This window comes from Roseateles sp., assembly GCF_965262435.1.
In the GTDB taxonomy this organism is placed as follows: Bacteria; Pseudomonadota; Gammaproteobacteria; order Burkholderiales; family Burkholderiaceae_C; genus Paucibacter_A.
Genome location: NZ_OZ253537.1, coordinates 1,645,688 through 1,669,756 on the forward strand (window position 1 = coordinate 1,645,688; position 24,069 = coordinate 1,669,756).

Sequence of the window (24,069 nt, forward strand, 5' to 3'; positions counted from 1 at the left end):
TTTGGAGAGTGTGGGGTGCGTCGAGCCGAGCGGGCGGTGCTCGCTCAGGCCTGCAGTTCAAGTACGAAGGTGTCCAGTCCGGCCGAGATCAGCTCGGGCGGAATGCCCACGGCCCAGGCCGTGGCCACAGCAGCCAGCACGGTGGCGGCGTCGACCTCGGCGCCAGCGCCGGCCGGGCTGGCGGCAAAGCGGCGCAGCAGGGCGTCGACATTGGCGCCCACGGTTTCCGAGTGCCCCTGGGCCAGCACCGCCGCACCGCCTTGCAGGAAGACGGCACGCCCGCCTTGCTCGCGGTGGGCCTTCAGGCTGTCAGCCGCGCCGTCCAAGCCGTAGAGCACAACGTCGCCGTCGCTCAGCTCGACCATGTCCAGCAGGCGCGCCACATCGGCGTTGAGCACGGCCGCACCTTCGGACAGAACCACGTCGATCTGCGTGCGCAAGACCTTGTAGAGCTGGTCTTCGCTGTGCACATCGAACTCGGCCAGGCCTTCGATGCCGCCCATATCGGTGACCACACCGACCTGGCAGCGGTCATAGGCCAGGCCGTCGCGCAGCACGCTGGCGGCGCTGTTTTCGATCACCACGGCATCGACGCCGCGGTTCATCAGCAGGCGGTGGGCGGCGTCCCAGCGGGCGCTGTTCTTGCGCTCGACGCGGCGCGTGCCCAGGAACAGGCCGTCACGGCAGGCCAGGCCGACATGGCGGCCGTTCAGGTGCAGCAGCCAAGCGACCAGGCGGCTGATGGTGTGGCTGCCGCGCGAGCCGGCCACGCCGATCACGGGGATGCGGCCGGTCTCGTCCTCGGCGAACAGGTGGTCGATGATGGCCTGGCCGACCGGCTGCGGGCTGCCCGCGGCCGGCTTCAGGTGCATCAGCAGGCCCGGGCCGGCATTGACCTCGACGATGGCGCCGCCGGTCTCGGCCATGGGCTTGGATATGTCTTCGCTGACCAGGTCGACGCCGGCGATGTCCAGGCCGACCACGCGAGCGGCCAGGGCCACGGCATGGGCGACGTCGGGGTGGACCTCGGCCGTGCAGTCGATGGCGACATTGCCATTGCGCTGGATCAGCACCTGGCGGCCGGCGACCGGCACCGACTCAGGGGTCAGGCCTTGCCGCTGCAGGTCCAGGATCACCACCGGGTCTTCGCCGAGGGTGATGCGGTTGAGCGGGAAGTCTTCGGTCAGGCCACGGCGCGGGTCGGTGTTGATCTGGCTGTCGACCAACTGGCGCACGGTCTGCTGGCCGTCGCCGGTGATCCAGGCGGCCTCACCGCGTGCGGCGGCCACCACCCGGCCGCCGACCACCAGGATGCGGTGCTCGTTGCCGCGGATGTAGCGTTCGACCAGCACCTCGGAGCCTTCTTCGTCGGCCACCTTGAAGGCGGCTTCGACATCGGCTTGGGTCTGCAGGTCCAGGGTCACGCCGCGGCCATGGTTGCCGTCGCTGGGCTTGACGACCACGGGCAGGCCCAGGTCCTGGGCCACTTCCCAGGCCTCGGCCGGGGTCTTGACGGCCTGGCCTTCGGGCACGGGCACGCCCACGGCCTTGAGCAGGTTCTTGGTCAGGTCCTTGTCGCTGGCGATGCCTTCGGCGATCGCGCTGGTCATGTCGGTCTCGGCCGTCCAGATGCGGCGCTGGCGGGCGCCATGGCCCAGCTGCACGAGGTTGCCCTCGTTCAAACGGATGTGCGGGATGCGGCGGTCGGTGGCGGCGGCGACGATGGCGGCGGTCGAGGGGCCGAGGTAGGAGTCATCGAGCTCGTCGCGCACCCGGGCCACGGCGGCGTTGACGTCAAAGGGCTCGTCGTTGATGGTGGCCATCAAGAGCGCGTGGCCCTCGGCCAGGGCGCTGCGGGCGACTTTTTCGTCCCGGGCGCGGAACACCATGCGGTAGACGCCGGCCTGGCTGGTCGAGCGGGTCTGGCCGAAGCCGGTGGGCATGCCGGCCAGATTGAGCAGCTCGATGACGATGTGCTCCAGGATGTGGCCGCACCAGGTGCCTTCTTCCAGGCGTTGCAGAAAACCGCCACGCTCGCCCACGCCGCAGTGGTGTTCGACCAGGGCCGGCAGGGCGGCCGTCAGGCGCGGGGTGAAGCCGTCCAGCAGATTGCTGGGGAAGGCTTCCAGCTCGCCGAGGTCGAGCCAGACTTCCAGCACCGGGCGGTAAGTCCACATATTCGGGCCGCGCAGGTAGTTGATGCGCAGCAGCTGGATATCGTCTTTGCGGGTCTTGCTCATGGATGGCGGGCCGGGTCAGGGCCGAGTGCTTGGGTCGGGGCAGCAGTGCTGCAGTGTGCGGCAGGCCGCAATTGTGCGCTCAGCGCAGGGCTGTCAGCGGCAAGGGTCGGTGGCGCGTTTCCTGGCTGCAACGCCCGGGCAAGGGTACAGACTGACGGTCTGTGTGAGAGAGAATCCAGCTTTGGCCCGGGGCTTCTTCCGTATCTTTCCCCGGGCACAGCCCCGGGCTCCAACAACAATGCACGATCACGCTCACCCCGAATCCTCTTCTCAGCCCGCGCTGCAGCACCCGGAGTGGGCGGCCATGCTGGCGCGGCTGCGACCTGGAGAGAACGTCAAAGCCCATCTGGAGGTTGACCTGGACGCCCGCATGCACTTCGCACGCGGCCTGCTGGTCCTGACCTCGGATCGTTTGCTGGCCTTTGACCCTGCAGAGCGGCGCTGGTCGGAATGGCCGCTGCGCCCCGAACTGGCCGTTCAGATCCACGACCATGCCGGTGTCGGCACCCTTGATCTGGTGGACGCCGGCGGCCGCTTGGCCCAGTGGCGCTTCACCCTGCAGATCAATCTGCAGGCGCAGCGCTGGCAGGAGGCGTTTGAGAAGCGCGACGAGCCGCCCAAGACCGAGGTCGAGGAGCTGGAGTTCTGCCCCAGCTGCCAGGCGCCGCTGCCGCCTGAGAGCGAAGAATGCCCCACCTGCGCCCGCGAGCTGCACACGCCGCCCAGCACCTGGGTGCTCTTGCGCCTGAGCCGCTTCGCCAAGCCTTACCAAGGCCAGCTGCTGGCCGGTTTCCTGCTGATGCTGGGCTCCACGGCCGCCACCCTGGTGGGCCCGTATCTGTATCAGCCGCTGATGGACGAGGTGCTGATCCCCTTCCAGCAAGGCCACAAGATCGACCCCTGGCTGGTGGCTTTCTACCTGAGCGGCCTGTTCGGCGCCGGCCTGGTGTCCTGGCTGCTGGGCTGGGCCAAGACCTACATCCTGGCCCTGGCCTCCGAGCGCATCGCGGCCGATCTGCGCACAGCCACCTTCGAGCATCTGCTGAACCTGTCGCTCGAGTACTTCGGCAACAAGCGCACCGGCGACCTGATGAGCCGCATCGGCTCGGAAACCGACCGCATCAGCGTCTTCCTGTCCCTGCATGCGCTGGACTTCATCACCGATGTGCTGATGCTGGTGATGATCACGGTGATGATGGTGTCCATCAGCCCCTGGTTGGCCGTGGCCACCTTGCTGCCCTTGCCTTTCATCGCCTGGATGATCCACTTGGTGCGTGACCGCCTGCGCACCGGTTTCGAGAAGATCGACCGCGTCTGGGGCGAGGTCACCAGCGTGCTGGCCGACACCATCCCCGGCATTCGGGTCGTCAAGGCCTTTGCCCAGGAAAAGCGGGAGGCCGCCCGCTTCAAGGACGCCAACCAGAACAACCTCAAGGTCAATGACCGGCTCAACAAGACCTGGAGCCTGTTTGGCCCCACGGTCTCGCTGCTGACCGAAATGGGCTTGCTGGTGGTCTGGGCCTTCGGCATCTATCTGGTGGCCGGTGGCAGCATCACCGTCGGTGTGCTGACCTCCTTCCTGGCCTACATCGGCCGCTTCTACGGCCGCATGGATTCCATGAGCCGCATCGTCTCGGTGACCCAGAAGGCTGCCGCTGGCGCGAAGCGCATCTTCGACATCCTGGACCACCAATCGAATGTGCCGGACCCGGTCAATCCGGTGCCTCTGCAGCGCGTGACCGGTGCCATCCAGATCCAGGACATCGGCTTCCGCTACGGTAACCGGACCGTCATCCGCGGCCTCAGCCTGGATATCAAGCCGGGCGAGATGATCGGCCTGGTCGGCCATTCGGGCTCGGGCAAAAGCACCCTGGTGAACCTGATCTGCCGCTTCTACGACGTGACCGAAGGCGGCATCCGCGTCGACGGCGTGGATCTGCGTCGCATCGCCGTGGCCGATTTCCGCCGCCACATCGGCCTGGTGTTGCAGGAACCCTTCCTGTTCTTCGGCACCATTGCCGAGAACATCGCCTACGGCAAGCCCGACGCGAGCCGCGAGGAAATCGTGGCCGCCGCCCGCGCTGCCCACGCCCATGAATTCATCCTGCGCCTGCCCCAGGGTTACGACTCCCTGGTCGGCGAGCGGGGTCAGGGCTTGAGTGGCGGCGAGCGTCAGCGCATCTCGATTGCCCGCGCCCTGCTGATCGACCCACGCATCCTGATCCTCGACGAAGCCACCTCCTCGGTGGACACCGAAACCGAGAAAGAGATTCAAAAGGCGCTGGACAACCTGGTCAAGGGCCGCACGACGATTGCGATCGCGCACCGTTTGTCGACGCTGCGCAAGGCCGATCGTTTGGTGGTGATGGACCGCGGGCAGGTGGTTGAAGAAGGCCCGCACGATGTCTTGATGGAGAAGCGCGGTGCCTACTGGCGCTTGTATGAGGCACAGGTCCGGCGGGTGGATGCCGACGGCGAGCAGATCATGCCCATGCTGCCGCCGAATCTGAATGCCCACACGGCGCAGCAATGATGAAGAGTGATACGACCATGAGCAGCCATCTGAACCTGTCGCGCAACGCCTTCGGCCGGCTCCGACTTGTTGACAGCCAGGGCCGTGAGCATGCCGACATCAGCGTGGTGCGCGCGCATCCGATCTCGGCGCCCGATGAGGGCGTGTCTCTGATCGGCAGCGATGGCCATGAGTTGGCCTGGATCGAAGACTTGCGGGCCTTGCCAGACGCCGAGCGCGAGCTGCTGACGGCCGAGTTGGCCAGTCGCGACTTCATGCCGACGATTCAGCGCATTTGCGCCGTGTCCACCTTTTCCACGCCCAGCCAATGGACGGTGCAGACCGACCGTGGCGAGACGGTCTTCATCCTGAAGACCGAGGAGGACATTCGCCGTTTGCCCGCCGGGCGCTTGTTGATTGCCAGCAGCCACGGCCTGCAACTGATGGTGCAGGACCGCTTTGCGCTCGACCGGACCTCACGCCGGTTCCTGGAGCGTTTTCTCTGATCAAACGCAGGAAATGCGTGGGTCTGCTGCGCCTCGCCGGCGCGCCGCAGCGGTCCGACCTGCCAGAGCAGACAGGCAAGCCAGTCCAGCGAGCAAGGTCGCCCAAGACTGGGGTTCCGGCACCGCGCTCACGCCGGCGCTGAACATGAAAGTGCCACCCACGGGGGCCGCGCCGATGACGGCGAAGCTCGGGTCCAGCAGGGCCGAGGCAGTTCCTACGGCACTGGCGTTGACGGAGTAGGCGTTGGCCTCGGCGTACAGCTGCATTTGGACCGTGTACACAGTGTTCTGCCGCAAGGTGACGGTGAAGTCCTCGATCGGCGCAGAGCCAATGCTGCAAGGTTGATAGAACACCGACGTGCTGGCGCTCTGGCAGTGGTAGCGGGTGTACAAGGTGTCCGATCCCGGGCCAAGCAAAGACAGCTGGCTCCAGGCATAGCTGCGGAAATAGCCGCCCGATGCTGCCTCTCCCTGCGCAAGCAATCGGTCAAAGGCGTTCACGCTGACGTTCAGCGCGTCTTGGCTGCCGCTCGGATTGAAGTACGCCAGTTGGTAGATGAGCTTGTTGCTGACCGACACGTAGCCGGTGCTGCCCGTCGTGACTTCGCCCGTGATGGTGGGGGACTGGCCCAGCACGGTGCTGGCGCTGCCCCGGCTTCCGTTGCTCGAGGACACCGCGGAGAAGGACCCCGTGGTGTAGTTCCAAAAGGTCGCGCCATGCGGTTCATCGGTCCGAACGGCCTGGATGATGCTCGGGTCGGTCAAGGTGATGGCATGGCTGGAGCCTGTATGAACGACGGCGAGGCTGGCGATGAGTGCGGCGACGCGGAGCGCTTGTTTGGCAGACATAGAGGCTCACTGCTGACGGTGGTTGAAAACGGCCATCTTCACGCTGCCTGGGCTGCTACACAATAGTGTGAATACCCCAAGAAGGCATATGGCATGAGCAGGGCAGGGCAGCCAAGCACCCATCACCACATCACCGATAAGATTGCGCAGATGTACCGCGCGGCGCGCGACCCGCAACTGGCCGATTTCCGCAGCTGGGCCTTGGCCCATTGCCGAAAGTGGGTGGACTTTCATTCCGCGTCCTGGGTCAGTGGATGCATGCGGGAAGGTCGCCCCATATTTCATGAGGTTTACACCGAAGGCCTCAAGCCTGGCTACTGGGATCGCTTTCTGAGCTTGGCCGACGCCGACCCCTTGGGGCCGCGTATGTTCGCCAGCCCCGGCGACTCTTTTTTGACCTCAACAGCCGACTTCCCGCCCGCGATGGTGGAGCAGTGGATGAAGGTGTATGACGTCGCTTCAGCCATCTCCGGCATGGCGGCGGACCCGGCGACCGGGGTGTTCTCGGTCGTTTGCTGGCACCGCGATGCGGCCATGCCGGCGCTGACGCAGAGCGATCGTCAGCTGCATCAGCAACTGCTGCCACATTGGGTGGAGTGTCTGAACATTCATCGCCTGACGGCGGCGCTGCCTGAATTGGATAACTTCGCATTGCCCGGCCATGAGCTGGCTTTGATCGACGCAAGCGGCCAACTCCACTTTGCGCAGAACCGGGTCATGCAACTGCTGGCCAAGGAGTTTGGCGAGGCGCCGAGCGGTGTTTTCCCAGCTGCCTTGATGCTGGCCTTGCGCAGCAATGAGGCAGGCTTTAGCGGCAGCCAGATCGTCGCGACACGCAAGCTCACCGCCTTGGGCTTGTGGTTTGTGCGCCTCCGTGAAAAGTCCTGCTTGGACACATTGACGCCGCGTGAACTCGAGATCTGCGGCTTGCTTTGCAAAGGCATGACTGTGAAAAGCGCCGCCCGTCAGATCAGTGTGGCGCCCTCGACCGTGGACAATTTGCGCAGCTTGGCCTATCGCAAACTCGGCGTGCGCAACCGCACGGAGTTGGCGCGAGTGATGGCCACCGTGGTTTGAAGCCGCTGCACTGGCCCTGTACCACGGGGCCAAGTGCATGCTCCGCGGCTCGAAGAGTCACTCCGATCAAGCCGGAATCACCCGCTGCGCCACGCTCACATAGAGCGGTATGCCCAACAGAATATTGAATGGGAAAGTCAGCCCCAGCGACATGCCGAAGTAGAGGCCCGGGTTGGCCTCGGGGATGGCATGGCGCAGCACCGCCGGAACGGCGATGTAGGAGGCGCTGGCCGCCAGCACCATCAGCAGGCTGGCATTGCCGGCGCTGAGGCCGCACAGGACGCTCAGGCCCAGGGCGATGCCCGCATGCACCAGGGGCGCACCCAGGGCGTAGACGATCAACAGCGGCGGTTGCTGGCGCAGGCCGCCCATATGGCGCGCGGCCAGCAAGCCCATGTCCAACAGGAAGAAGGCCAGCATGCCTTTGAACAGGTCGCCGGCAAAGGGCTTCATCGCTGCCTCGCCCGCCGCGCCGGTCATCAGGCCCACCAGCATGGCGCCGATCAGCAGCAGCTGGGCGCCGTCGGTCAGGGCCTCGTGCATGACCTTGGACAGCGGCCCCGGCGAGGCCGTGCTGGCGCTGCCGCCCTGTTGCTTGCGCCGAACCAGATTGGCCAGCAGCACCGCCATGATGATGGCGGGCGATTCCATCAGCGCCATGGCCGCAGCCATGTGCCCGCCGAAGTCGATGCCCTGGCTGTCGAGGTGCTGAACGGCGGTGATGAAGGTGACCGCGCTGACCGAGCCGTAGGTCGCCGCAATCGCCGCGGCATCAAAGCCCGAGAGCCAGCGGCGCAGCAGCAAATAGCCCATGGCCGGCACCAGCACGGCCAGCAGCAAGGCCAGGCCCAGGCTGATGCTGACCTCGGCCGTCAGGCCTGACTTGGCCAGTGCAAAGCCCCCTTTGAGCCCCAGGGCCATCAGCAGATAGAGCGACAGAAAGCGCGAGATCTGCGGCGGGATTTCGAGATTGGACTTGATCGCGCCGGCGAACAGCCCGAAGACGAAAAACAGGATGGCGGGGTCGAGGAAGCTCTGCATCAAGGCGTCACATTCAAATCAAGGGTTTGGGCGGCGAGCGCCAAGGGGAGTTTAAGAAATCAGCCCTGGCGAGAGCCAGTTGCCCAGCCAGCCCAGCAGCTCACCGCCCCAAAACAGGCCCAGCAGGCTCACGCCGACGCCGAAGGCGGTCGACAAGGCGGCCAGGGCATAGGAGGCCATGAGTGCCAGGCCGTCACGCGCGGTCAGGGCGAGGCCGGCCAGCATCAAGCTCAGGGCGGGCAAGAAATTGCCGAAGGGAATGGGCAAGACGATCAGCACGGCCATCAAGGCCACGATCGCTGACAGCCAGCGCCGACCCGGATTCGCCGCCCCAGGCCCCATTCGCGCCTTGACCCAGCCTTCGGTGGCTCCGTGACACTGCGCCAGTACCCGGAGCACCCGCCGGGCCCAATCGGCGGACAAGTTCAGATGAGCCACGCGCTCAGGAAGGCCGTGATGGGATCTGCCGCGCCATAGCCCCGCTGCCAGCGTCAGCAGGCTCAGCCCGAGCACGGTGCCGACGCCGGGTATGGGCAGCAGGCAAGGTGCTGCGAGCAAGATGAGCAGGCTGCCGGGCGCCGCCGGCCCATGCAGGTCCGCCAACTCGCGCAGGGTCAGGCCTTGCTCCGGCAGCCGGCAAGAGGCCCGGCGCAGACGCCATGCCAGGCGCAGGCCGCGCGCGTGCGTGTTCGCCTCGGACATGTCGCGTCAGTGCGCCTGTTCTCGGTGCGCCGGCAAGCGATGTTCGTGCAGGCCCCAGTGTTCGGCCGCGGCGAGCAAGACCAGCGCCTCCCCGTCAGCAATCATGTGATCGGCCTCGACCACGGCCACGCACAGACCGAGCAGCTTGTTGCGGAGCGCGGGGTCATCGACTTCCGCCATCAACTGCCCCAGCGTCTTCGCGTCAAGCCGGCAGACCTCGGCCCAGCACATGCCTTCTGCCCGCAGGAGATCCTCGCAAAAGCCGTGCAGCACCTCTTGCATTCGGTCCCGGCTCAGCCCGAGTTGCTCACATGCGTCGGTGCCGGCGATGGTCTCGATCTCGACGCGCGACAGGTGGCCATCGGACAAGGCCGCCAGCGACAAGATGCGGGCGGCTGCTTCGGGGCTGTTGCGGGGGTAGCTGCGCATGGTGAGGGCTCCTTGGGTGGGGGTGAGATCGAGGCGAAAGAGGTGGGCCTTGCTGGGGCTCAGGCGAGCAGCAAGCCGAAGCTCGCCACCACGCCGCTGCCGCCGACGCCGGCCAGCAGGCGGGCGTCGCGCCGGTTCTCGGCGAAGAACTCATGCGCGGCGGCGTAGAGGATGGCGGCGGCGAGGAAGGACAGGGCCAAAGCGGCTTGGGTCATGTTCAGTGGGCTTTTGTGTTCGAGTTGGGGTGATGGCGCATCGACCGGCAGCCAGGAAGCCATGCCGGCCGTGGCCTTCGTTCACTCACTCATTCATTCATTCCGCGGCGGTCGCGGGCAGCAAGCGCTTGTTGTTCTGGCGCGGATGGCTGCGCTGACGCTGCCAGGCGCGCACCAGGCTGCGGGCCAGCCGGGCCAGGGCCAGTTCGAAACTGGCGCGCCAGGAGCTGGCGCTGGCGTGGATCACCAGATGCCCGGCGCCCTGCGCATTCAAGGACAGGGTGCAGCGCTTGTCGACGCCGCCGCGCGGGCCGTTGGTGTCGCTCAAGCTGATGTGTGCGCTGGCGGGGTGCAGATCAACCCGGCGCAAGGCAAAACGCAGGCGCTCGACGACCAACTCGCGCAGCCGTGCGCCTTCGGGATCGCGGGATTCAAAATGCACTTGCATGACAGACCTCCGGGTTGGTTCAGGGTGGTCGGAGCTTAGATGTATGTTGCTTCCTTAAAAAGCAGACAATCCTTCAGGGTCATTCATGAAAAACGGAAGTAACTGCATGCCAGATGGAGCGCGCCCATGAGCCTCGGTTTCAACTACAAACACCTCTACTACTTCTGGGTGGTGGCCAAGGAAGGCGGCATGTCGCGCGCGGCCGAGCGCCTGGGCATGGCCGTGCAGACGGTCAGCAGCCAGGTGCGCGAGCTGGAACGCAGCCTCGGCCATGCCTTGCTCAAACCGGCCGGCCGCGGCGTGGCGCTGACCGAAGCCGGCCAGGCCGCGCTGCGCCAGGCCGACGCCATCTTCCAGCTCGGCGAGCGCTTGGAGGATGTCGTGCGCGATGCCGCCAGCGCACCGGTACTCCGCTTGGCCGTGGGCATCTCCGACGGCCTGCCCAAGCTGGCCGTGCGCCGCCTCTTGATGCCGGTGACCAGCGCGCCCAATTTGCGGCTCTATTGCCATGAGGACCAGTTCGAAGGCCTGCTCAGCGATCTGGCCCTGCACCGGCTCGATGTGGTGCTGGCCGACCGGCCCGCGCCACCCAACCCCAGCCTCAAGGTCTACAGCCATTCGCTCGGCGCCTCGCCCCTGGCCTGGTATGCGCCCGAGGTCTGGTTCGAGCAGGCCTCGGCCAACTTCCCGGCCTCGTTGGCGCAGGTGCCGGTGCTGCTGCCGATTCACCATGCGGCGGTGCGGCCACGCATCGACCAATGGTTCGAGCGCCACGGCCTGCGCCCGCGCATCGCCGGGGAGTTCGAAGACAGCGCCTTGCTGGCCACCTTTGGCGCCGGCGGTCTGGGCGTGTTCCCGGCCGCCGAGCTGATGCACGAGAAGCTGACGGCTCGATACGAGCTGCGCCGCGTCGGCCCTTGCGGGGGGGTGGAGGAGCAGTTCTTCGCCATCGCGGCCGACAAAAAAGTCAGCCACCCCTTGGTGCAAAAACTGCTGCCCAGCCGTGCACCGGCGCGGCCCTCTGGCGACTAGAATTCGCGCATGGTTAACGTTTACGTAAACGTCAATCAAGCGATGTCCGAGCTGGCGCTGGTGCCGGTTCGGGGCCCGGCTTACCATGGCCGGCTTCCGCTCGGTCAGGCGCCCTCAAGTGCCGGCTGGGCAAAGCAAAAATGACTCTGACCCCAATTTAGAGATCCTGGAGACACCCATGAATTTGCCCGGCCTGAATTTCCAACTTGGTGAAGACATCGACGCGCTGCGCGACGCCGTGCGCGACTTTGCGCAGGCCGAGATCGCCCCGCGTGCGGCCGAGATCGATCACAGCGACCAGTTCCCCATGGATTTGTGGCGCAAGATGGGTGATCTGGGCGTGCTGGGCATCACCGTCGGCGAGGAATACGGCGGCGCCAACATGGGCTATCTGGCTCACATGATCGCGATGGAAGAAATCAGCCGCGCCTCGGCTTCCGTGGGCCTCTCCTACGGCGCGCACAGCAATCTGTGCGTGAACCAGATCAAGCGCAACGGCAACGCGGCGCAAAAAGCCAAGTACCTGCCCAAGCTGATCACGGGCGAGCATGTCGGCGCTCTGGCCATGAGCGAGCCCGGTGCCGGCTCCGACGTGCTGAGCATGAAGTTGAAAGCCGAAGACAAGGGCGGCTACTACCTGCTCAACGGCAACAAGATGTGGATCACCAACGGCCCCGATGCCGACACCTTGGTGGTCTATGCCAAGAGCGAGCCCGAGCTGGGCGCGCGTGGCGTCACGGCCTTCCTGATCGAAAAAGGCATGCCGGGTTTCAGCATCGCGCAAAAGCTCGACAAGCTGGGCATGCGCGGCAGCCACACCGGCGAGCTTGTGTTCCAAAACGTGGAAGTACCGGCCGAGAACGTGCTGGGCGCTGTCAACGGCGGCGCCAAGGTGCTGATGTCGGGCCTGGATTACGAGCGCGCCGTGCTGACCGGCGGCCCGCTGGGCATCATGCAAAGCGTGATGGACAACGTGATCCCCTACATCCATGACCGCAAGCAGTTCGGCCAAAGCATCGGCGAATTCCAGCTGATCCAGGGCAAGGTCGCGGACATGTACACCGTGCTGCAAGCTGGCCGCTCCTTCGCCTACACCGTGGCCAAGAACCTCGACCTGCTGGGCGCCGAGCATGTGCGCCAGGTCCGCAAGGACTGCGCTTCGGTGATCCTGTGGACCGCCGAGAAAGCCACCTGGATGGCCGGCGAAGGTGTGCAGATTTTCGGCGGCAACGGCTATATCAACGAGTACCCGCTGGGCCGCCTCTGGCGTGATGCCAAGTTGTATGAGATCGGCGCCGGCACCTCGGAAATCCGCCGCATGTTGATCGGCCGTGAGTTGTTCGCCGAGACCATGTAATGGGCGAGGGCACCGACAACAAGCCGCAGGGCGGCGCCGTTGCGGCGAAGACTCATATCCGCGTTGCGGATGTGAGTCGCAGCCAGACGATGTGATGCGTCTGGACGCGCTGCACCTGAACACCCCGCTGCTGCGTGCGGCGCCGGGCTTGTTCCCTCAAGCCGAGGTCTGGCTGAAGATGGATGCGCTGCAGCCCAGCGGCAGCTTCAAGCTGCGCGGCGTGGGGCGGTTGGTGCAGCAGGCGGCGCAAGACGGCGCGCGTGAGATCGTCTGCGCCTCGGGCGGCAACGCCGGGTTTGCGGCAGCCTACGCGGCGCGCGCGCTGGGCCTGCCCGTCACCATCGTGCTGCCGGAAAGCAGCAGCGCGGCCGTGGCCGAGCTGATCGCCGCACGCGGCGCCCAGGTGCTGCGCCACGGTGCGGTCTGGGACGAGGCCCACCGCTTTGCCTCAGCCCTGGCCGAGGAGCGCGGCGCTGCCTACGTCCACCCCTTTGACCACGCCCTGCTGTTCGAGGGCCATTCCAGCTTGATCGACGAGGTGCTGGACCAAGGCCTGGACTTTGACGCCGTGGTCACCGCCGTCGGCGGTGGTGGTTTGTACAGCGGCATCGTCCAGGGGCTGCAGCGCCACGGTTTGCATCAGGTGCCGGTGATCGCGGTCGAAACCGTCGGCGCCGACAGCTTCAGCCAGAGTTTGCAGGCCGGCCATGCCGTCACCCTGCCGGCGATCACCTCCATCGCCACCTCGCTCGGTGCCCGGCGTGTGGCCGACGAGGCCTTGCGCCTGGCCCGCATCCACCCGACGGTCAGCCTGACCGTCAGCGACGCCCAGGCCACCGCCGCCTGCGCCCGCTTTGCCGACGCCATGCGTGTGATGGTCGAGCCCGCTTGCGGTGCCGCCTTGGCCGTGCTGAGCGCCCATCCCGAGGTGTTTGCGCCCTTCAAGCGGCCCTTGGTGGAGGTCTGCGGTGGTGTCGGCGTGAGTGTCGAGCTGCTGCAGCGCTGGCGCGCTGCCCCAGTTGACTGAACAAACAAAGATCCAAGCCGCGAGCCATTCATGACGACCTGCCGCGTTCACTGCTCCAGCCGCGCCTCTTGGCACAGCAGCGAGAATGTCAGCTTGCTGCAGTGCAACAAGATCAGAATGCGAATCCTATGAGTACCGAACTTCAAGAGCTGCTGGACAGCAACAAGCAATGGGCGGCGGATACCGAGCTGCGCGAACCGGGCTTCTTTTCGCGCCTGCTCAAGCAGCAGACGCCGCAATACCTGTGGATCGGCTGTGCCGACAGCCGCGTGCCGGCCAATGAGCTGGTCAACCTGCTGCCGGGCGAGCTGTTCGTGCACCGCAATGTCGCCAATGTCGTGGTGCATTCGGACCTGAACTGCCTCTCGGTCATGCAGTTCGCGGTCGATGCACTCAAGGTCAAGCACATCATCGTGGTGGGTCATTCCAACTGCGGCGGCGTGAAGGCCGCCTTGCTGGATGCACGCACCGGCCTGGTCGACAACTGGCTGCGCCATGTGCAGGACGTGCGCAACCATCACAGCGAATGGCTGGACAGCATTGCCGCCGAGCAGCGCGTCAACGCCCTGTGCGAGCTCAATGTGCTGGAGCAAGCCCGCAATGCCTGCCAGACCACGGTGGTGCAAGACGCCTGGGCGCGCGGCCAGGAGATCGTCGTGCACGGCTGGGTCTACGGCCTGCACAACGGCTTGCTGGAAGACCTTCGCATCACCGCCGCCTCGGCCGAGCAGGTGGCACCCGCCTTCCAGCGCGCGTTGGCGGCCGTCAAGCAACGCTACGAGGCCGCGCGCCTCCAGCCGGCGGCCTGAGTCGCCACGGCGGCTTGCTGCATCGCCTCAGTCCTTTGACTATTTCGTCCCAGCCCGGCGCGCCCGTCCATGTTTCCGCAGAAGCTGACCGACGCCCGTGCCTTCGAGATCGCGCAGACCCTGCTCGGCGGCTTTGACCGCCACTACCAGCTCTTCAGCGCCACCAGTGCCGCTGCCAAGCAGCGCTTCGAGCGCGCTGACTGGCAGGGCCAGCAGCGCGCCCAGGCGCTGCGCATCGAGTTCTACGAGCAGCGGGTGGACGAAACCGTGGCCCTGCTGGAAGCACGCTTCCAGGTCGGCCAGCTGGCCATGGATGTCTGGCAGCAGGTCAAGCTGCACTTTATCGGCCTGCTGATCGACCACCTCCAGCCCGAGCTGGCCGAGACCTTTTTCAACTCGGTCTGCACCCGCATCCTGCACCGCGGCTACTTCCACAACTCTTTTCTCTTCGTGCGCCCGGCCGTGTCCACCGAGTACATCGAGAACGAGGAGCCTGCCGCCCGCGCCACCTACCGCGCTTACTACCCGACGCCGCAGAACCTGCGCGACACCTGGTGTCGGGTGCTGACCAATTTCCAGCTCGATGTCGAGTTCGAAGACCTCGGCCGTGATGTCGACCTGGTGCTGCAAGCGGTGCAGCGCCAGCTCGGAGATTTCCGCTGGCGCGCTAACTTTCAGATTCAGGTGCTGTCCAGCCTGTTCTACCGCAACAAGGGCGCCTACCTGGTCGGCAAGATCATCAACGGCTTCACGGAGACGCCGTTTGCCCTGCCCATCCTTCATGCCGAGCGATCGGGCCTGCTGCACATCGACGCCGCCCTGTTCGGCGAAGACGATCTCCTGATGCTGTTCAGCTTCGCCCGCGCCTATTTCATGGTCGACATGGCCGTGCCCAGCGCCTGCGTGCAGTTCCTGCGCTCGCTGATGCCGCGCAAGCCGCGTGCCGAGCTCTACAGCGCCATCGGCCTGCAAAAGCACGGCAAGAACCTGTTCTACCGCGACCTGCTCGCCCATCTGCGCCATTCCAGCGACAAGTTCCGCATCGCCCCCGGCATCAAGGGCATGGTCATGCTGGTGTTCGATCTGCCCAGCTACCCCTTTGTCTTCAAGCTGATCAAGGATTTCTATCCGCCGCAGAAGGAAAACACCACGCGTGAGCTGATTCAGAGCAAGTACCTGCTGGTCAAGCAGCACGACCGTGTCGGCCGCATGGCCGACACGCTGGAGTTCTCTAACGTCGCATTGCCACGCCATCGCTTTGACGAGGAGCTGCTGGCCGAGCTGCGCCACTTCTGCCCCAGCCTATTGGAAGAGGACGGTGACAAGCAGGGCGGTGAGCACCTGGTGCTGCGCCATGTCTACATCGAGCGCCGCATGGTGCCGCTCAACATCTATCTGCAAGAGGCCACGCCCGCGCAGCTGGAGCATGCGGTGATCGAGTACGGCAATGCCATCAAGGACTTGCTGGCCGCCAACATCTTCCCCGGCGACATGCTGTGGAAGAACTTTGGCGTCACCCGCCACGGCAAGGTGGTGTTCTACGACTACGACGAGATCGAGTACATGACGGACTGCAAATTCCGCCGCGTGCCCGCGCCGCGCAACGAGGAAGAGGAAATGTCCGGCGAGATCTGGTACGCGGTCGGCCCGCGCGATGTCTTCCCCGAGACCTTCGGCCCCTTCCTGCTCGGCCACCCCGGCGTGAGCGAGGTCTTCATGCGCCACCACGCCGATCTGCTCGACCCCGAGTTCTGGCAGCGCCACCAGCAGCGCACGCTGGACGGCCATGTGCACGACGTTTTTCCCTACGACCCGCAGCGGCGCTTTCTTTGCTGACGGATCCCTTTTGACTTTCGCCCCTTCACCCCCAACCGGAGATTCTCATGTCCACTGAATCCATCGTTATCGTTTCCGCCGCCCGCACCCCCATCGGCGGCCTGCTCGGTGATTTCGCCGGCCTGCAAGCCTGGGAACTGGCGGCCGTGGCCATCAAGGCTGCCGTCGAGCGCGCCGGTGTGCCGGGTGATGCCATCCAGGAAGCCTTCATCGGCAACTGCCTGATGGCCGGCCAGGGCCAAGCCCCCGCCCGCCAGGCCGTGCTCAAGGCCGGCCTGCCCCAGTCGGTCGGCGCGGTCACGCTGAGCAAGATGTGCGGCGCCGGCATGCGCGCCACCATGTTTGCCCATGACACGCTGAAGGCCGAAAGCGCCGACATCCTGATCGCCGGCGGCATGGAATCCATGACCAACGCGCCGCACCTGATGTTCGCGCGCAAGGGCGTGAAGTACGGCGCCGCCCAGATGTACGACCACATGGCCCTGGACGGCCTGGAAGACGCCTACCAGCGCGGCAAGGCCATGGGCGTGTTCGCCGAAACTTGCGTCAGCAAGTACGGCTTCACCCGCGAAGCGCAAGACGCTTTCGCCGTGGCCTCGACCGAGCGCGCCAAGCGCGCCAATGAAGACGGCAGCTTCGCCTGGGAAATGGCCCCCGTCACCGTCAGCAACCGCGGCGTGGACACGGTGTTCAGCCGCGACGAGCAGCCCTTCAAGGCCAAGCTGGACAAGATCGCCGGCCTCAAGCCCGCCTTTGTGAAGGACGGCACCATCACCGCCGCCACCTCCAGCTCCATCTCCGACGGCGCCGCCGCCCTGGTGCTGATGCGTGAAAGCACCGCCGCCAAGCTGGGCCTGGCGCCCATCGCCCGCATCGTTGGCACCGCCGTGCATGCCAACGCCCCCGAGTGGTTCACCACCGCCCCAGTCGGCGCGATCCAAAAGCTGCTGAGCAAGAACGGCTGGGATGCCAAGAGCGTCGACCTCTGGGAAGTCAACGAAGCCTTTGCCGCCGTCACCATGGCGGCCATGGCCGAGTTCAAGCTGCCGCACGAGATCGTCAACGTCAACGGCGGCGCCGTTGCCCTGGGGCACCCGATCGGCGCCTCGGGCGCCCGCATCCTGGTCACCCTGATCGGCGCGCTCAAGCACCGCGGCCTGAAGCGCGGTGTGGCGGCGCTGTGCATTGGTGGGGGCGAAGCAACGGCCGTGGGCGTCGAGATCCTGTGAATCTCCACGTAGGCCGTTGAGCCGTGGGCGTGGAACTCCTGTGAAGTTCCACGTCGGCTCGCTTTGCGCCTCGTGCGGCAAGGCATTCGCAAAGCGGCGTCTTGGTAGCCCGCATGAAGCGCTTGCGTAATGCGGGTCGCGGACCAGCCGCGTGCTTAACCGCTGGCCCCGGCTCTTAGGTGGCAGGCAAGGGCTCCGTAGCGAGGCGCTGTGCCTCATGAGCCGCCAGCCTTTCAGGCCTCAGGTTCAATTTTCTTGTCCACCCGTGCGTATGGCAGACCCAGGCCCGGGCGGCGAGCGCAATTTTTCTTGCCTCACGTTCTATATATATGTACGATGCATCAAACGACAAACAAGGCCAAGACGATGCAATCGACGTTGACTCTTCACTCCTCTCTCGTTCCAGGCAAGGATGAGGCCAGCCGGGAGCACCCCGGTGTTCACAGGCTCAGCTTTCCCGGCGGCGAACGCCACCTGCGTTTGCCCGAAAGCGTGTTGGGCTGTACAGACCTTTGCTGGACGATCACCGCTGGTCTCTACTCGGCCGAGGGGGTGATGGATCTGCTGCTCCTGGCCGACGCGCTCAAGCGCGCCGTTCCGGCGGGCGCGCAGCTTCACCTGCGGCTGCCCTATGTGCCCTACGCCCGGCAGGATCGCGTCGCCATCGAGGGCGAGCCGCTGTCGGCCGCGGTCTTCTGTCAGCTGATCAATAGCGTCGAGTTCGCAACCGTCACCGTGAGCGATCCACACAGCGACGTTGTCCCGGCCTTGCTGAGGAACGTCCGCGTCATCCCCGCGGTCCACTACGTCCGGCAGCTGCGTGAAGGTGCGCTCTCGCACATCGGAGAGCTGGCCGTCGTCGCCCCGGATGCCGGCGCCCGCAAGCGTGCCGAACTCGTCGCCAAGGCGATCGGATCGCAGCTGGTGTTCGCGAGCAAGCGGCGCAACCCCCTGACCGGCAGGCTCAGCGACGCGGCCGTCGAAGGCGAGCTTCCTGATCTCCCGCTGCTCGTGGTCGACGACATCTGCGATGGCGGAGGCACCTTCATCGCCCTGGCCGCCGCGCTGCGCGAGCGCAGCCAGCAGCCGCTCTACCTTTACGTCACCCACGGGCTTTTCACCAAGGGACTGGCGCCCTTGAGGGCCCACTTCGACGCCATCTTCACCCCCTTCTGCGCCGATCCCGCCTTGGCCGCGGAGACCTGCCTCCACAGCGCCAGGGCCGCCTGACAGCACGGCCAGCCATCAACATCTTTCGAGGACGTCCCATGAAAATGAACCCGCTTCACCTGATCGATTTCTACAAATCGGGCCATGTGTTTCAGTACCCCGCAGGAACCGAGAAGGTGTACTCGAACTTCACGCCGCGCTCCGATCGACTGGCGCCGGTGCTGCGCGAAGGCCCGGGCGCCTTCGATGGCCGGGTGCTGTTCTTCGGCCTTCAAGGCTTCATCAAGGAATTCCTGATCGACCTGTTCAATCAAGAGTTCTTCCAGCTCCCCAAGGACAAGGCAGTGCGCCGCTACCAGCGCCGCATGGACAACGCGCTGGGCCCCGGCGCGGTGCCCGTCCAGCACATCGAGGCGCTGCACGATTTGGGCTACCTGCCCGTCCGCATCAAGGCGCTGCCGGAAGGTTCGCTGGTCAACATCAAGGTGCCGGTCTTCACGATCACCGAGACCCTGCCTGCGTTTTTCTGGCTGGTGAACTACCTGGAGACCATGCTCTCCAACGGCGTCTGGAAGCCGATGACCGTGGCCACCATCGCTCGTCAGTACCGGCGGCTGCTCGAGGTCTTCTGCGAACAGACCGGCGGCGACGCCAGCTTCATCGACTGGCAGGCCCATGATTTCTCGGCCCGCGGCATGTCCAACCCGGAGGACGCCAGCCGCTGTGGCGCCGGACATCTGGTCAGCTTCTGTGGCACCGACACCGTGTCGGCCATCGACTACGCCGAGGACTGCTACGGCGCCGACAGCGACAAGGAGCTGCTGGGTGGCTCGGTGCCTGCCACCGAACACAGCGTGATGAGCATGGGCGGGCAGCTCGACGAGGTCTCAACCTTCCGCCGATTGATCACCGAGGTGTACCCCAGCGGCATCATCAGCATCGTCTCCGACACCTGGGACTTCTGGCAGGTCATCACTGAGTACACGGTGACACTCAAGAATGAGATTCTGAGCCGCAGCCCCAATGCCTTGGGCCAGGCCAAGGTCGTCTTCCGGCCGGACTCGGGAGATCCGGTGCTGATCCTGACCGGCTATCTGGACGGTGAGCTGGCCCGCAACAGCCGCGGCGAGCTCATGCAGGACGAGCAAGGCCGCTACACCGTGATCCACAACGGTCGTTTGATTTCCGATGCCGAACGCCGCGGCTCGGTGCAGTGCCTGTGGGACATCTTCGGCGGCAGCGAGACCGCCAAGGGCTACAAGGTTCTGCATGAGCGCGTCGGTCTGATCTATGGCGACTCGATCACCCTGGAGCGCGCGCAACAGATCCTGACGCGTTTGCAGGCCAAGGGTTTTGCCTCCACCAATGTGGTGCTTGGCGTGGGAAGCTATAGCTACCAGCACCTGACGCGCGACAGCTTCGGCATGGCCATGAAGGCCACGGCGGGCATCGTCGGCGGCGAGCTTCGCGAGCTGTCCAAGGACCCCAAGACCGACAGCGGCGTGAAAAAGTCGGCCGTGGGCCTGCTGCGCGTGGAGAAGATCGCGGGCGACTATGTGCTCTTCGACCGGCAAACCCCGGAGCAAGAAACCCAGGGCCTTCTGGAGCTGGTGTTCGAAGACGGGAAGCTGCTGCGCGAGCAGAGTTTTGCAGACATCCGCGCGCGGGTGAGGGCGGATGCCTGAGGCGATGCACCTCCGCGCGTCACCGCCGTGTCGCGCGGAGGTGCCCGTGGCAGAGAGAACCGAGGACCATGTTCAAGACCCCCATCCTGACCGTCGATGCCGTCATCCTCACCCTGGTCGAGCAGCGGCTCATGGTCGCGCTGATGCAGCGCAGCGAGGAGCCTTGCGCCGGCCAGCTGGCCCTGCCGGGCGGCTACGTCCATGCGGACCCCGAGTCCGGCAAGGTCGATGCGTCCACCGAGGATGCCATGCTGCGCATTCTGCGCAGCAAGCTGGGCTTCAAGCCCAGCCATCTGGAGCAGGTCTGCACCGCCTCCGGCCCCAAGCGAGACCCGCGAGGCTGGTCGGCCAGTGTGGTGCATCTCGCCCTGCACCACCATGACGCGGTGCAGCCCCTGGTCGATGCCGGCAAGGTCGAGCTGCACGAGGTGATCCCGAACTTGAGCCTGAAAGCCCGCGGCCTGGCCTTCGATCACCTGCAGCTGATCGCCACCGCTTTGGCGCGGCTGCAGGCCAAGGCCACGTACAGCACCATCGTCGCGCATCTGCTGCCCAAGGTCTTCCGCATGGCCGATCTGCAGGCCGTCTACGAGATCGTCACCGGATCCCCGACGAACAAGGACAACTTCCGCCGCAAGGTCCTGGACGAAGGCGTGCTGGTAGAGGCGCAGCTGATCCGCCATTCCGGCGGGCGTCCCGCCCAGGGCTACAGCTTGCGGGACGAGCTCGCCATGCTGGGCCGGCAGATCAGCTGAGTTCGACAGGCAAGACTGGCAGTGCGCCAGCCGTGCTGGATACCAGTTGGACAATTGGTCGTGCTGTTGCTGTTGCAGGGCCGGCCGGCATCGCCATGAAAGGTCGCGCTATGGCGCCAGGAATCCGCATGAATGCAAGAACCATCGCTGTCTCCTCTCTGGCCCTGCTCCTGGGCTCGCAGCTCCGTGCAGAAGGCTTGTCCAGCGTTGAAGGCCAGGCCCTTTTGGACGTGACCATCGAGGTTTGCAGCAAGGCCGACACGGCCAAGCCGGGGCGGTACGAGCTGCTGTTAGAGCCACCGTATGCTTGCAATCGAAAGGACCCGCGCATCGTCGCGCGGTCGCGCGCAAGGCCGGAGTACCGGGAGTTTTCTCTCAAGGTGAGGAAGGAGTTCGCGGCGATGCCGCAGGCCGAGCTGCTGGCCGTGTGCCAGAGCATGTTCGAGGCGATGTGCGAGCGGGAGCCCGAGCAGGCTGCGCCTGCAAAACAGCGCTGAGACGGCGGGCAGAGGCTTTCTGCCGCGGCAAAGCCGTCGCAGGCTGAGCCCTCGGTCTGGCGATTCGCGCCTTCGCCTCCTCCGTGCCCCATGTCTCTGTGTCCCCGTGTCCCCGTGTCCCTGTTCACAGTGCCGAGCTTGCGACTGCAGCTGCGCCTTGGTGATCAGCTGACTGTCGCGATCCTTTTTTTCATTCCGCGCGAGTAGCTCGCCAGCCCGCACGGTCTGGTCAAGTCTTGTTGTAGCAAGGCTGCCGCGCCTGCTGCAATCGACTGCTGGCAGAATCCCGCGCGAGGCGCTTGTATGCGCTCAGGTAACGGGCAAGTAAAAGGGGAGGAATGCAGCATGCCATTCGCAGGATTGAGTCTCCATGTCGTGATCGCCGTCTTGTGCGCCATCCACGCCGTTCGCAGCCGCCAGCAGATGTACTGGCTGTTCATCTTGTTCGCCTTCCCGCTGCTGGGCAGCCTGGTGTACTTCTTCGCCATCTATCTGCCGAACTCGCGCATGGAGCGAGGCGCGATGAAGGCGGTGTCAGCGGCGGTTAAGGCGCTGGACCCGGGCCGCGAGCTGCGCGAGGCCAGGGCTGCGCTCGAGGATGCGCCGACGGCGCAGAACCAGATGCGCCTGGCCGCCGCCCTGCTTGAGATCGGCGAGGCGGAGGAGGCGGCCCGGCAGTACCAGTCCTGCCTGCGCGGGCCTTTCGCCGCCGACCCCGACATCCGGCTCGGTGCCGCCCGTGCCTGGGTCGAGTGCCAGCGCTATGACGAGGCCTTGGCCCTGTTGCAGCCCTTGCAATCGGATCGGCCGGAGTTCCATGCGGAAACGGTGTCCCTGCTGATCGCCCGCTGCTATGCCGGCAGCTCGCGAAGCGCGGAGGCGCGCGGCGCCTTCGAGGCTGCGCTCACGAAGTTCGACACCTATGGGTGCAAGGCCGAGTACGCCGTATGGGCCTATGCCACCGGCGATCTCGCCATGGCTGAACGGCTCTGGCAGGAGCTGGAGAAGATTTCCGCGCGCTGGAATCCCTTGACGCGAGAGCTGAACGGCCCGGTCGCGCGCCGGCTGGCGGCGGCGCGGGCCTTGGCCGGCCAGCGGAACAGCTGAGAGCCATGTATCGCAGCTGAAGCTGCAGTCGGGGTGGGGCCGTGTTGTCGGCTGTGTCTGTGCCCAGGCGTGGCACCATGGCGAGTTCTCCCGCTACCCCTTGCCTTCCCAAGGCGCCACCATGCGAAACCACCTGCCCCTGTCCATCGCATTGCTGCTGGCCTGCTCATGCGCAGCGCCGGTCGCTGCGAATGAACGCCCGGAAGCGCTGCAGGCCTTCGCCTCGCAGGCGCGCGAACTGCGCCATCTCGACTTCGTATGGGGCGAGGCCACCGGCGACCTGAATGGCGACGGCATTTCCGATGTGGCCCTGGTGCTCACCGGAAGCAGGCGCGACGAGGCCCCACGGGAAGAACGACTGGTGGTGCTTGCCGGAGTCCCGAGCGGGGGCTACCGCATCCTCTCGCTGTCTGGCGAGTTCTGCCATCCCGGCAAGTTCTACACCCTTGATATCAAGCGGGGTTCCCTGATCGTTGAAGCGGTCGAGACCTCCGACGCCAGCCGCCACGGCAGCACCACGCGGCGCTTTCGCTACAACGCCAAGCTCAAGGACCTTGAGTTGATCGGCGAGGACACCCTGTCCGTGGCCTATGACGAGGACGAGGAAGAGCGCAGCAGCGCCAATTACCTGACGGGCAAGTCCATCGCCACGCTGCGCAGCAAGGGTAAGACCCGCAGCTCGGAGAAGCGAATCGAGAGCCCCGTCCGACCGGTACGGCTCAATGGCTGGGACTGTGGCGCATGAGCGGGTTCAGGCGTCCCCTCCACCGATAAAATCTGCCCCTCGTCCGCTCCTCCCCCCGCTTGCGCACCTATTGGTTTGTTTGTTTGCATACCAATTCGCAAGCCCTGACCCTTCCCGCTGTAGCTGCTCATGCCTAAATCTCCCCACAAACCTTTCGTCATCGGTGTCGCAGGCGGCAGCGGCAGCGGCAAATCGACGGTGACGCGCCAGGTGGTGGCCGCCATCGGGCCCGAGAACGTGGCGGTGGTGATGCAGGACGACTACTACCGCGACCAATCGCATATGCCGCCCGAGGACCGGCGCAAGCAGAACTACGACCACCCCGATGCCTTCGACTGGCCGCTGATGACCCAGCACCTGGCGGCCCTGCGCAAGGGTGAGGCCATCGCCATGCCGGTGTATGACTTCGCGGCCGACAACCGCTCCAGCGACACCATCACCGTGGCGCCCGCGCCGGTGATCGTGGTCGAGGGCCTGTTCGCCCTGTACGACACGAAGCTGCGCAACATGATGTCGCTGAAGATCTACGTGGACACCGCCTCGGACGTGCGCTTCATCCGCCGCCTGCAGCGCGATATTTCGGAGCGGGGCCGCAGCACCGAGTCGGTGGTGACCCAGTACATGGACACCGTGCGCCCCATGCACAAGCAGTTCATCGAGCCGACCAAGCGCAACGCCGACGTCATCCTGCCCCACGGCGCCAACGGCCCGGCGGTGGACATCATCACCACCAAGGTGAGGAGCTTGTTGCAGGAGATGGGGCGGGGGTGAATGAACTGAGGCCTTGGGGGCTTCAGATTC

Annotated in this window: 23 protein-coding genes; 16 read left to right on the top strand and 7 right to left on the bottom strand. The window is 65.5% G+C overall.

Translation table 11 applies throughout. The features are described 5' to 3' along the window. Positions 1–44 precede the first annotated feature (44 nt). Complete coding sequence (cphA, locus tag ACQY39_RS07090; protein ID WP_428504746.1) at positions 45–2,240, bottom strand: cyanophycin synthetase; 2,196 nt, start codon at positions 2,238–2,240, stop codon at positions 45–47. 238 nt (positions 2,241–2,478) lie between these two features. On the opposite strand from cphA, the gene ACQY39_RS07095 reads away from it, so the two are divergent. Then, positions 2,479–4,773: an ABC transporter ATP-binding protein gene (locus ACQY39_RS07095; protein WP_428504748.1), complete on the top strand. Its 2,295-nt coding sequence runs from the start codon at positions 2,479–2,481 to the stop codon at positions 4,771–4,773. Between the two features lie 17 nt (positions 4,774–4,790). After that, on the top strand, positions 4,791–5,258 hold the full coding sequence (locus tag ACQY39_RS07100; protein WP_428504750.1) for a DUF1854 domain-containing protein: 468 nt from the start codon (positions 4,791–4,793) through the stop codon (positions 5,256–5,258). On the opposite strand, the gene ACQY39_RS07105 is transcribed toward ACQY39_RS07100, so the two are convergent. Then, the gene (locus ACQY39_RS07105) at positions 5,259–6,107 is read right to left on the bottom strand and encodes a PEP-CTERM sorting domain-containing protein (protein WP_428504752.1); all 849 of its coding nucleotides are present in this window, start codon (positions 6,105–6,107) and stop codon (positions 5,259–5,261) included. It lies immediately after the preceding gene. 93 nt (positions 6,108–6,200) lie between these two features. Here ACQY39_RS07105 and ACQY39_RS07110 point away from each other — a divergent pair, with 93 nt between their 5' ends. After that, positions 6,201–7,184 (top strand): helix-turn-helix transcriptional regulator, encoded by a 984-nt coding sequence (locus tag ACQY39_RS07110; RefSeq protein WP_428504754.1) that lies wholly within the window; start codon positions 6,201–6,203, stop codon positions 7,182–7,184. 66 nt (positions 7,185–7,250) lie between these two features. On the opposite strand, the gene ACQY39_RS07115 is transcribed toward ACQY39_RS07110, so the two are convergent. The 5 genes from ACQY39_RS07115 to ACQY39_RS07135 form a co-directional block, all read right to left on the bottom strand. Further along, complete coding sequence (locus ACQY39_RS07115; RefSeq protein WP_428510745.1) at positions 7,251–8,225, bottom strand: sodium-dependent bicarbonate transport family permease; 975 nt, start codon at positions 8,223–8,225, stop codon at positions 7,251–7,253. A gap of 51 nt (positions 8,226–8,276) precedes the next feature. Continuing rightward, a complete protein-coding gene (locus ACQY39_RS07120) occupies positions 8,277–8,927 on the bottom strand; it encodes an exopolysaccharide biosynthesis protein (protein ID WP_428504756.1) in 651 nt (216 codons plus the stop codon). Between the two features lie 6 nt (positions 8,928–8,933). Beyond that, the gene (locus ACQY39_RS07125) at positions 8,934–9,356 is read right to left on the bottom strand and encodes a TerB family tellurite resistance protein (RefSeq protein WP_428504758.1); all 423 of its coding nucleotides are present in this window, start codon (positions 9,354–9,356) and stop codon (positions 8,934–8,936) included. A 59-nt stretch (positions 9,357–9,415) separates the two neighbouring features. Further along, entirely contained in the window at positions 9,416–9,571 is a 156-nt protein-coding gene (locus ACQY39_RS07130; RefSeq protein ID WP_428504760.1) for a hypothetical protein, read from the bottom strand. Positions 9,572–9,668: 97 nt separating this feature from the next. Next, a complete protein-coding gene (locus tag ACQY39_RS07135; RefSeq protein WP_428504762.1) occupies positions 9,669–10,019 on the bottom strand; it encodes an HPF/RaiA family ribosome-associated protein in 351 nt (116 codons plus the stop codon). 126 nt (positions 10,020–10,145) lie between these two features. Between ACQY39_RS07135 and ACQY39_RS07140 the strand changes: the two genes are divergently transcribed. The 13 genes from ACQY39_RS07140 to udk all read left to right on the top strand — a co-directional run bounded on the left by ACQY39_RS07140 (position 10,146) and on the right by udk (position 24,039). Beyond that, positions 10,146–11,051 carry a LysR family transcriptional regulator gene (locus ACQY39_RS07140; protein ID WP_428504764.1) on the top strand — a complete coding sequence of 302 codons (906 nt, stop codon included), beginning with the start codon at positions 10,146–10,148 and terminating at the stop codon, positions 11,049–11,051. A gap of 178 nt (positions 11,052–11,229) precedes the next feature. Continuing rightward, a complete protein-coding gene (locus ACQY39_RS07145; protein WP_428504766.1) occupies positions 11,230–12,408 on the top strand; it encodes an isovaleryl-CoA dehydrogenase in 1,179 nt (392 codons plus the stop codon). Positions 12,409–12,502: 94 nt separating this feature from the next. After that, complete coding sequence (locus ACQY39_RS07150) at positions 12,503–13,435, top strand: pyridoxal-phosphate dependent enzyme (RefSeq protein WP_428504768.1); 933 nt, start codon at positions 12,503–12,505, stop codon at positions 13,433–13,435. Between the two features lie 128 nt (positions 13,436–13,563). Then, positions 13,564–14,244, top strand: coding sequence for a carbonate dehydratase (can, locus tag ACQY39_RS07155; RefSeq protein WP_428504770.1), 681 nt, complete (start codon positions 13,564–13,566; stop codon positions 14,242–14,244). A 69-nt stretch (positions 14,245–14,313) separates the two neighbouring features. Continuing rightward, on the top strand, positions 14,314–16,080 hold the full coding sequence (aceK, locus tag ACQY39_RS07160; protein WP_428504772.1) for a bifunctional isocitrate dehydrogenase kinase/phosphatase: 1,767 nt from the start codon (positions 14,314–14,316) through the stop codon (positions 16,078–16,080). A 47-nt stretch (positions 16,081–16,127) separates the two neighbouring features. After that, positions 16,128–17,309 (top strand): acetyl-CoA C-acyltransferase, encoded by a 1,182-nt coding sequence (locus ACQY39_RS07165; RefSeq protein ID WP_428504774.1) that lies wholly within the window; start codon positions 16,128–16,130, stop codon positions 17,307–17,309. Positions 17,310–17,675: 366 nt separating this feature from the next. Beyond that, positions 17,676–18,539 carry a ribose-phosphate diphosphokinase gene (gene prs, locus ACQY39_RS07170; protein ID WP_428504776.1) on the top strand — a complete coding sequence of 288 codons (864 nt, stop codon included), beginning with the start codon at positions 17,676–17,678 and terminating at the stop codon, positions 18,537–18,539. Between the two features lie 38 nt (positions 18,540–18,577). Then, positions 18,578–20,164 carry a nicotinate phosphoribosyltransferase gene (locus ACQY39_RS07175; RefSeq protein ID WP_428504778.1) on the top strand — a complete coding sequence of 529 codons (1,587 nt, stop codon included), beginning with the start codon at positions 18,578–18,580 and terminating at the stop codon, positions 20,162–20,164. A gap of 68 nt (positions 20,165–20,232) precedes the next feature. Beyond that, the gene (locus ACQY39_RS07180) at positions 20,233–20,919 is read left to right on the top strand and encodes an NUDIX hydrolase (protein WP_428504780.1); all 687 of its coding nucleotides are present in this window, start codon (positions 20,233–20,235) and stop codon (positions 20,917–20,919) included. Positions 20,920–20,951: 32 nt separating this feature from the next. Next, the gene (locus ACQY39_RS07185; protein ID WP_428504782.1) at positions 20,952–21,416 is read left to right on the top strand and encodes a hypothetical protein; all 465 of its coding nucleotides are present in this window, start codon (positions 20,952–20,954) and stop codon (positions 21,414–21,416) included. A gap of 345 nt (positions 21,417–21,761) precedes the next feature. Further along, positions 21,762–22,523 carry a tetratricopeptide repeat protein gene (locus ACQY39_RS07190; RefSeq protein WP_428504784.1) on the top strand — a complete coding sequence of 254 codons (762 nt, stop codon included), beginning with the start codon at positions 21,762–21,764 and terminating at the stop codon, positions 22,521–22,523. Between the two features lie 121 nt (positions 22,524–22,644). Next, positions 22,645–23,268, top strand: coding sequence for an FG-GAP repeat protein (locus ACQY39_RS07195; protein WP_428504786.1), 624 nt, complete (start codon positions 22,645–22,647; stop codon positions 23,266–23,268). 129 nt (positions 23,269–23,397) lie between these two features. Next, positions 23,398–24,039: a uridine kinase gene (gene udk, locus ACQY39_RS07200; RefSeq protein WP_428504788.1), complete on the top strand. Its 642-nt coding sequence runs from the start codon at positions 23,398–23,400 to the stop codon at positions 24,037–24,039. The last annotated feature ends 30 nt before the right edge of the window (positions 24,040–24,069 follow it).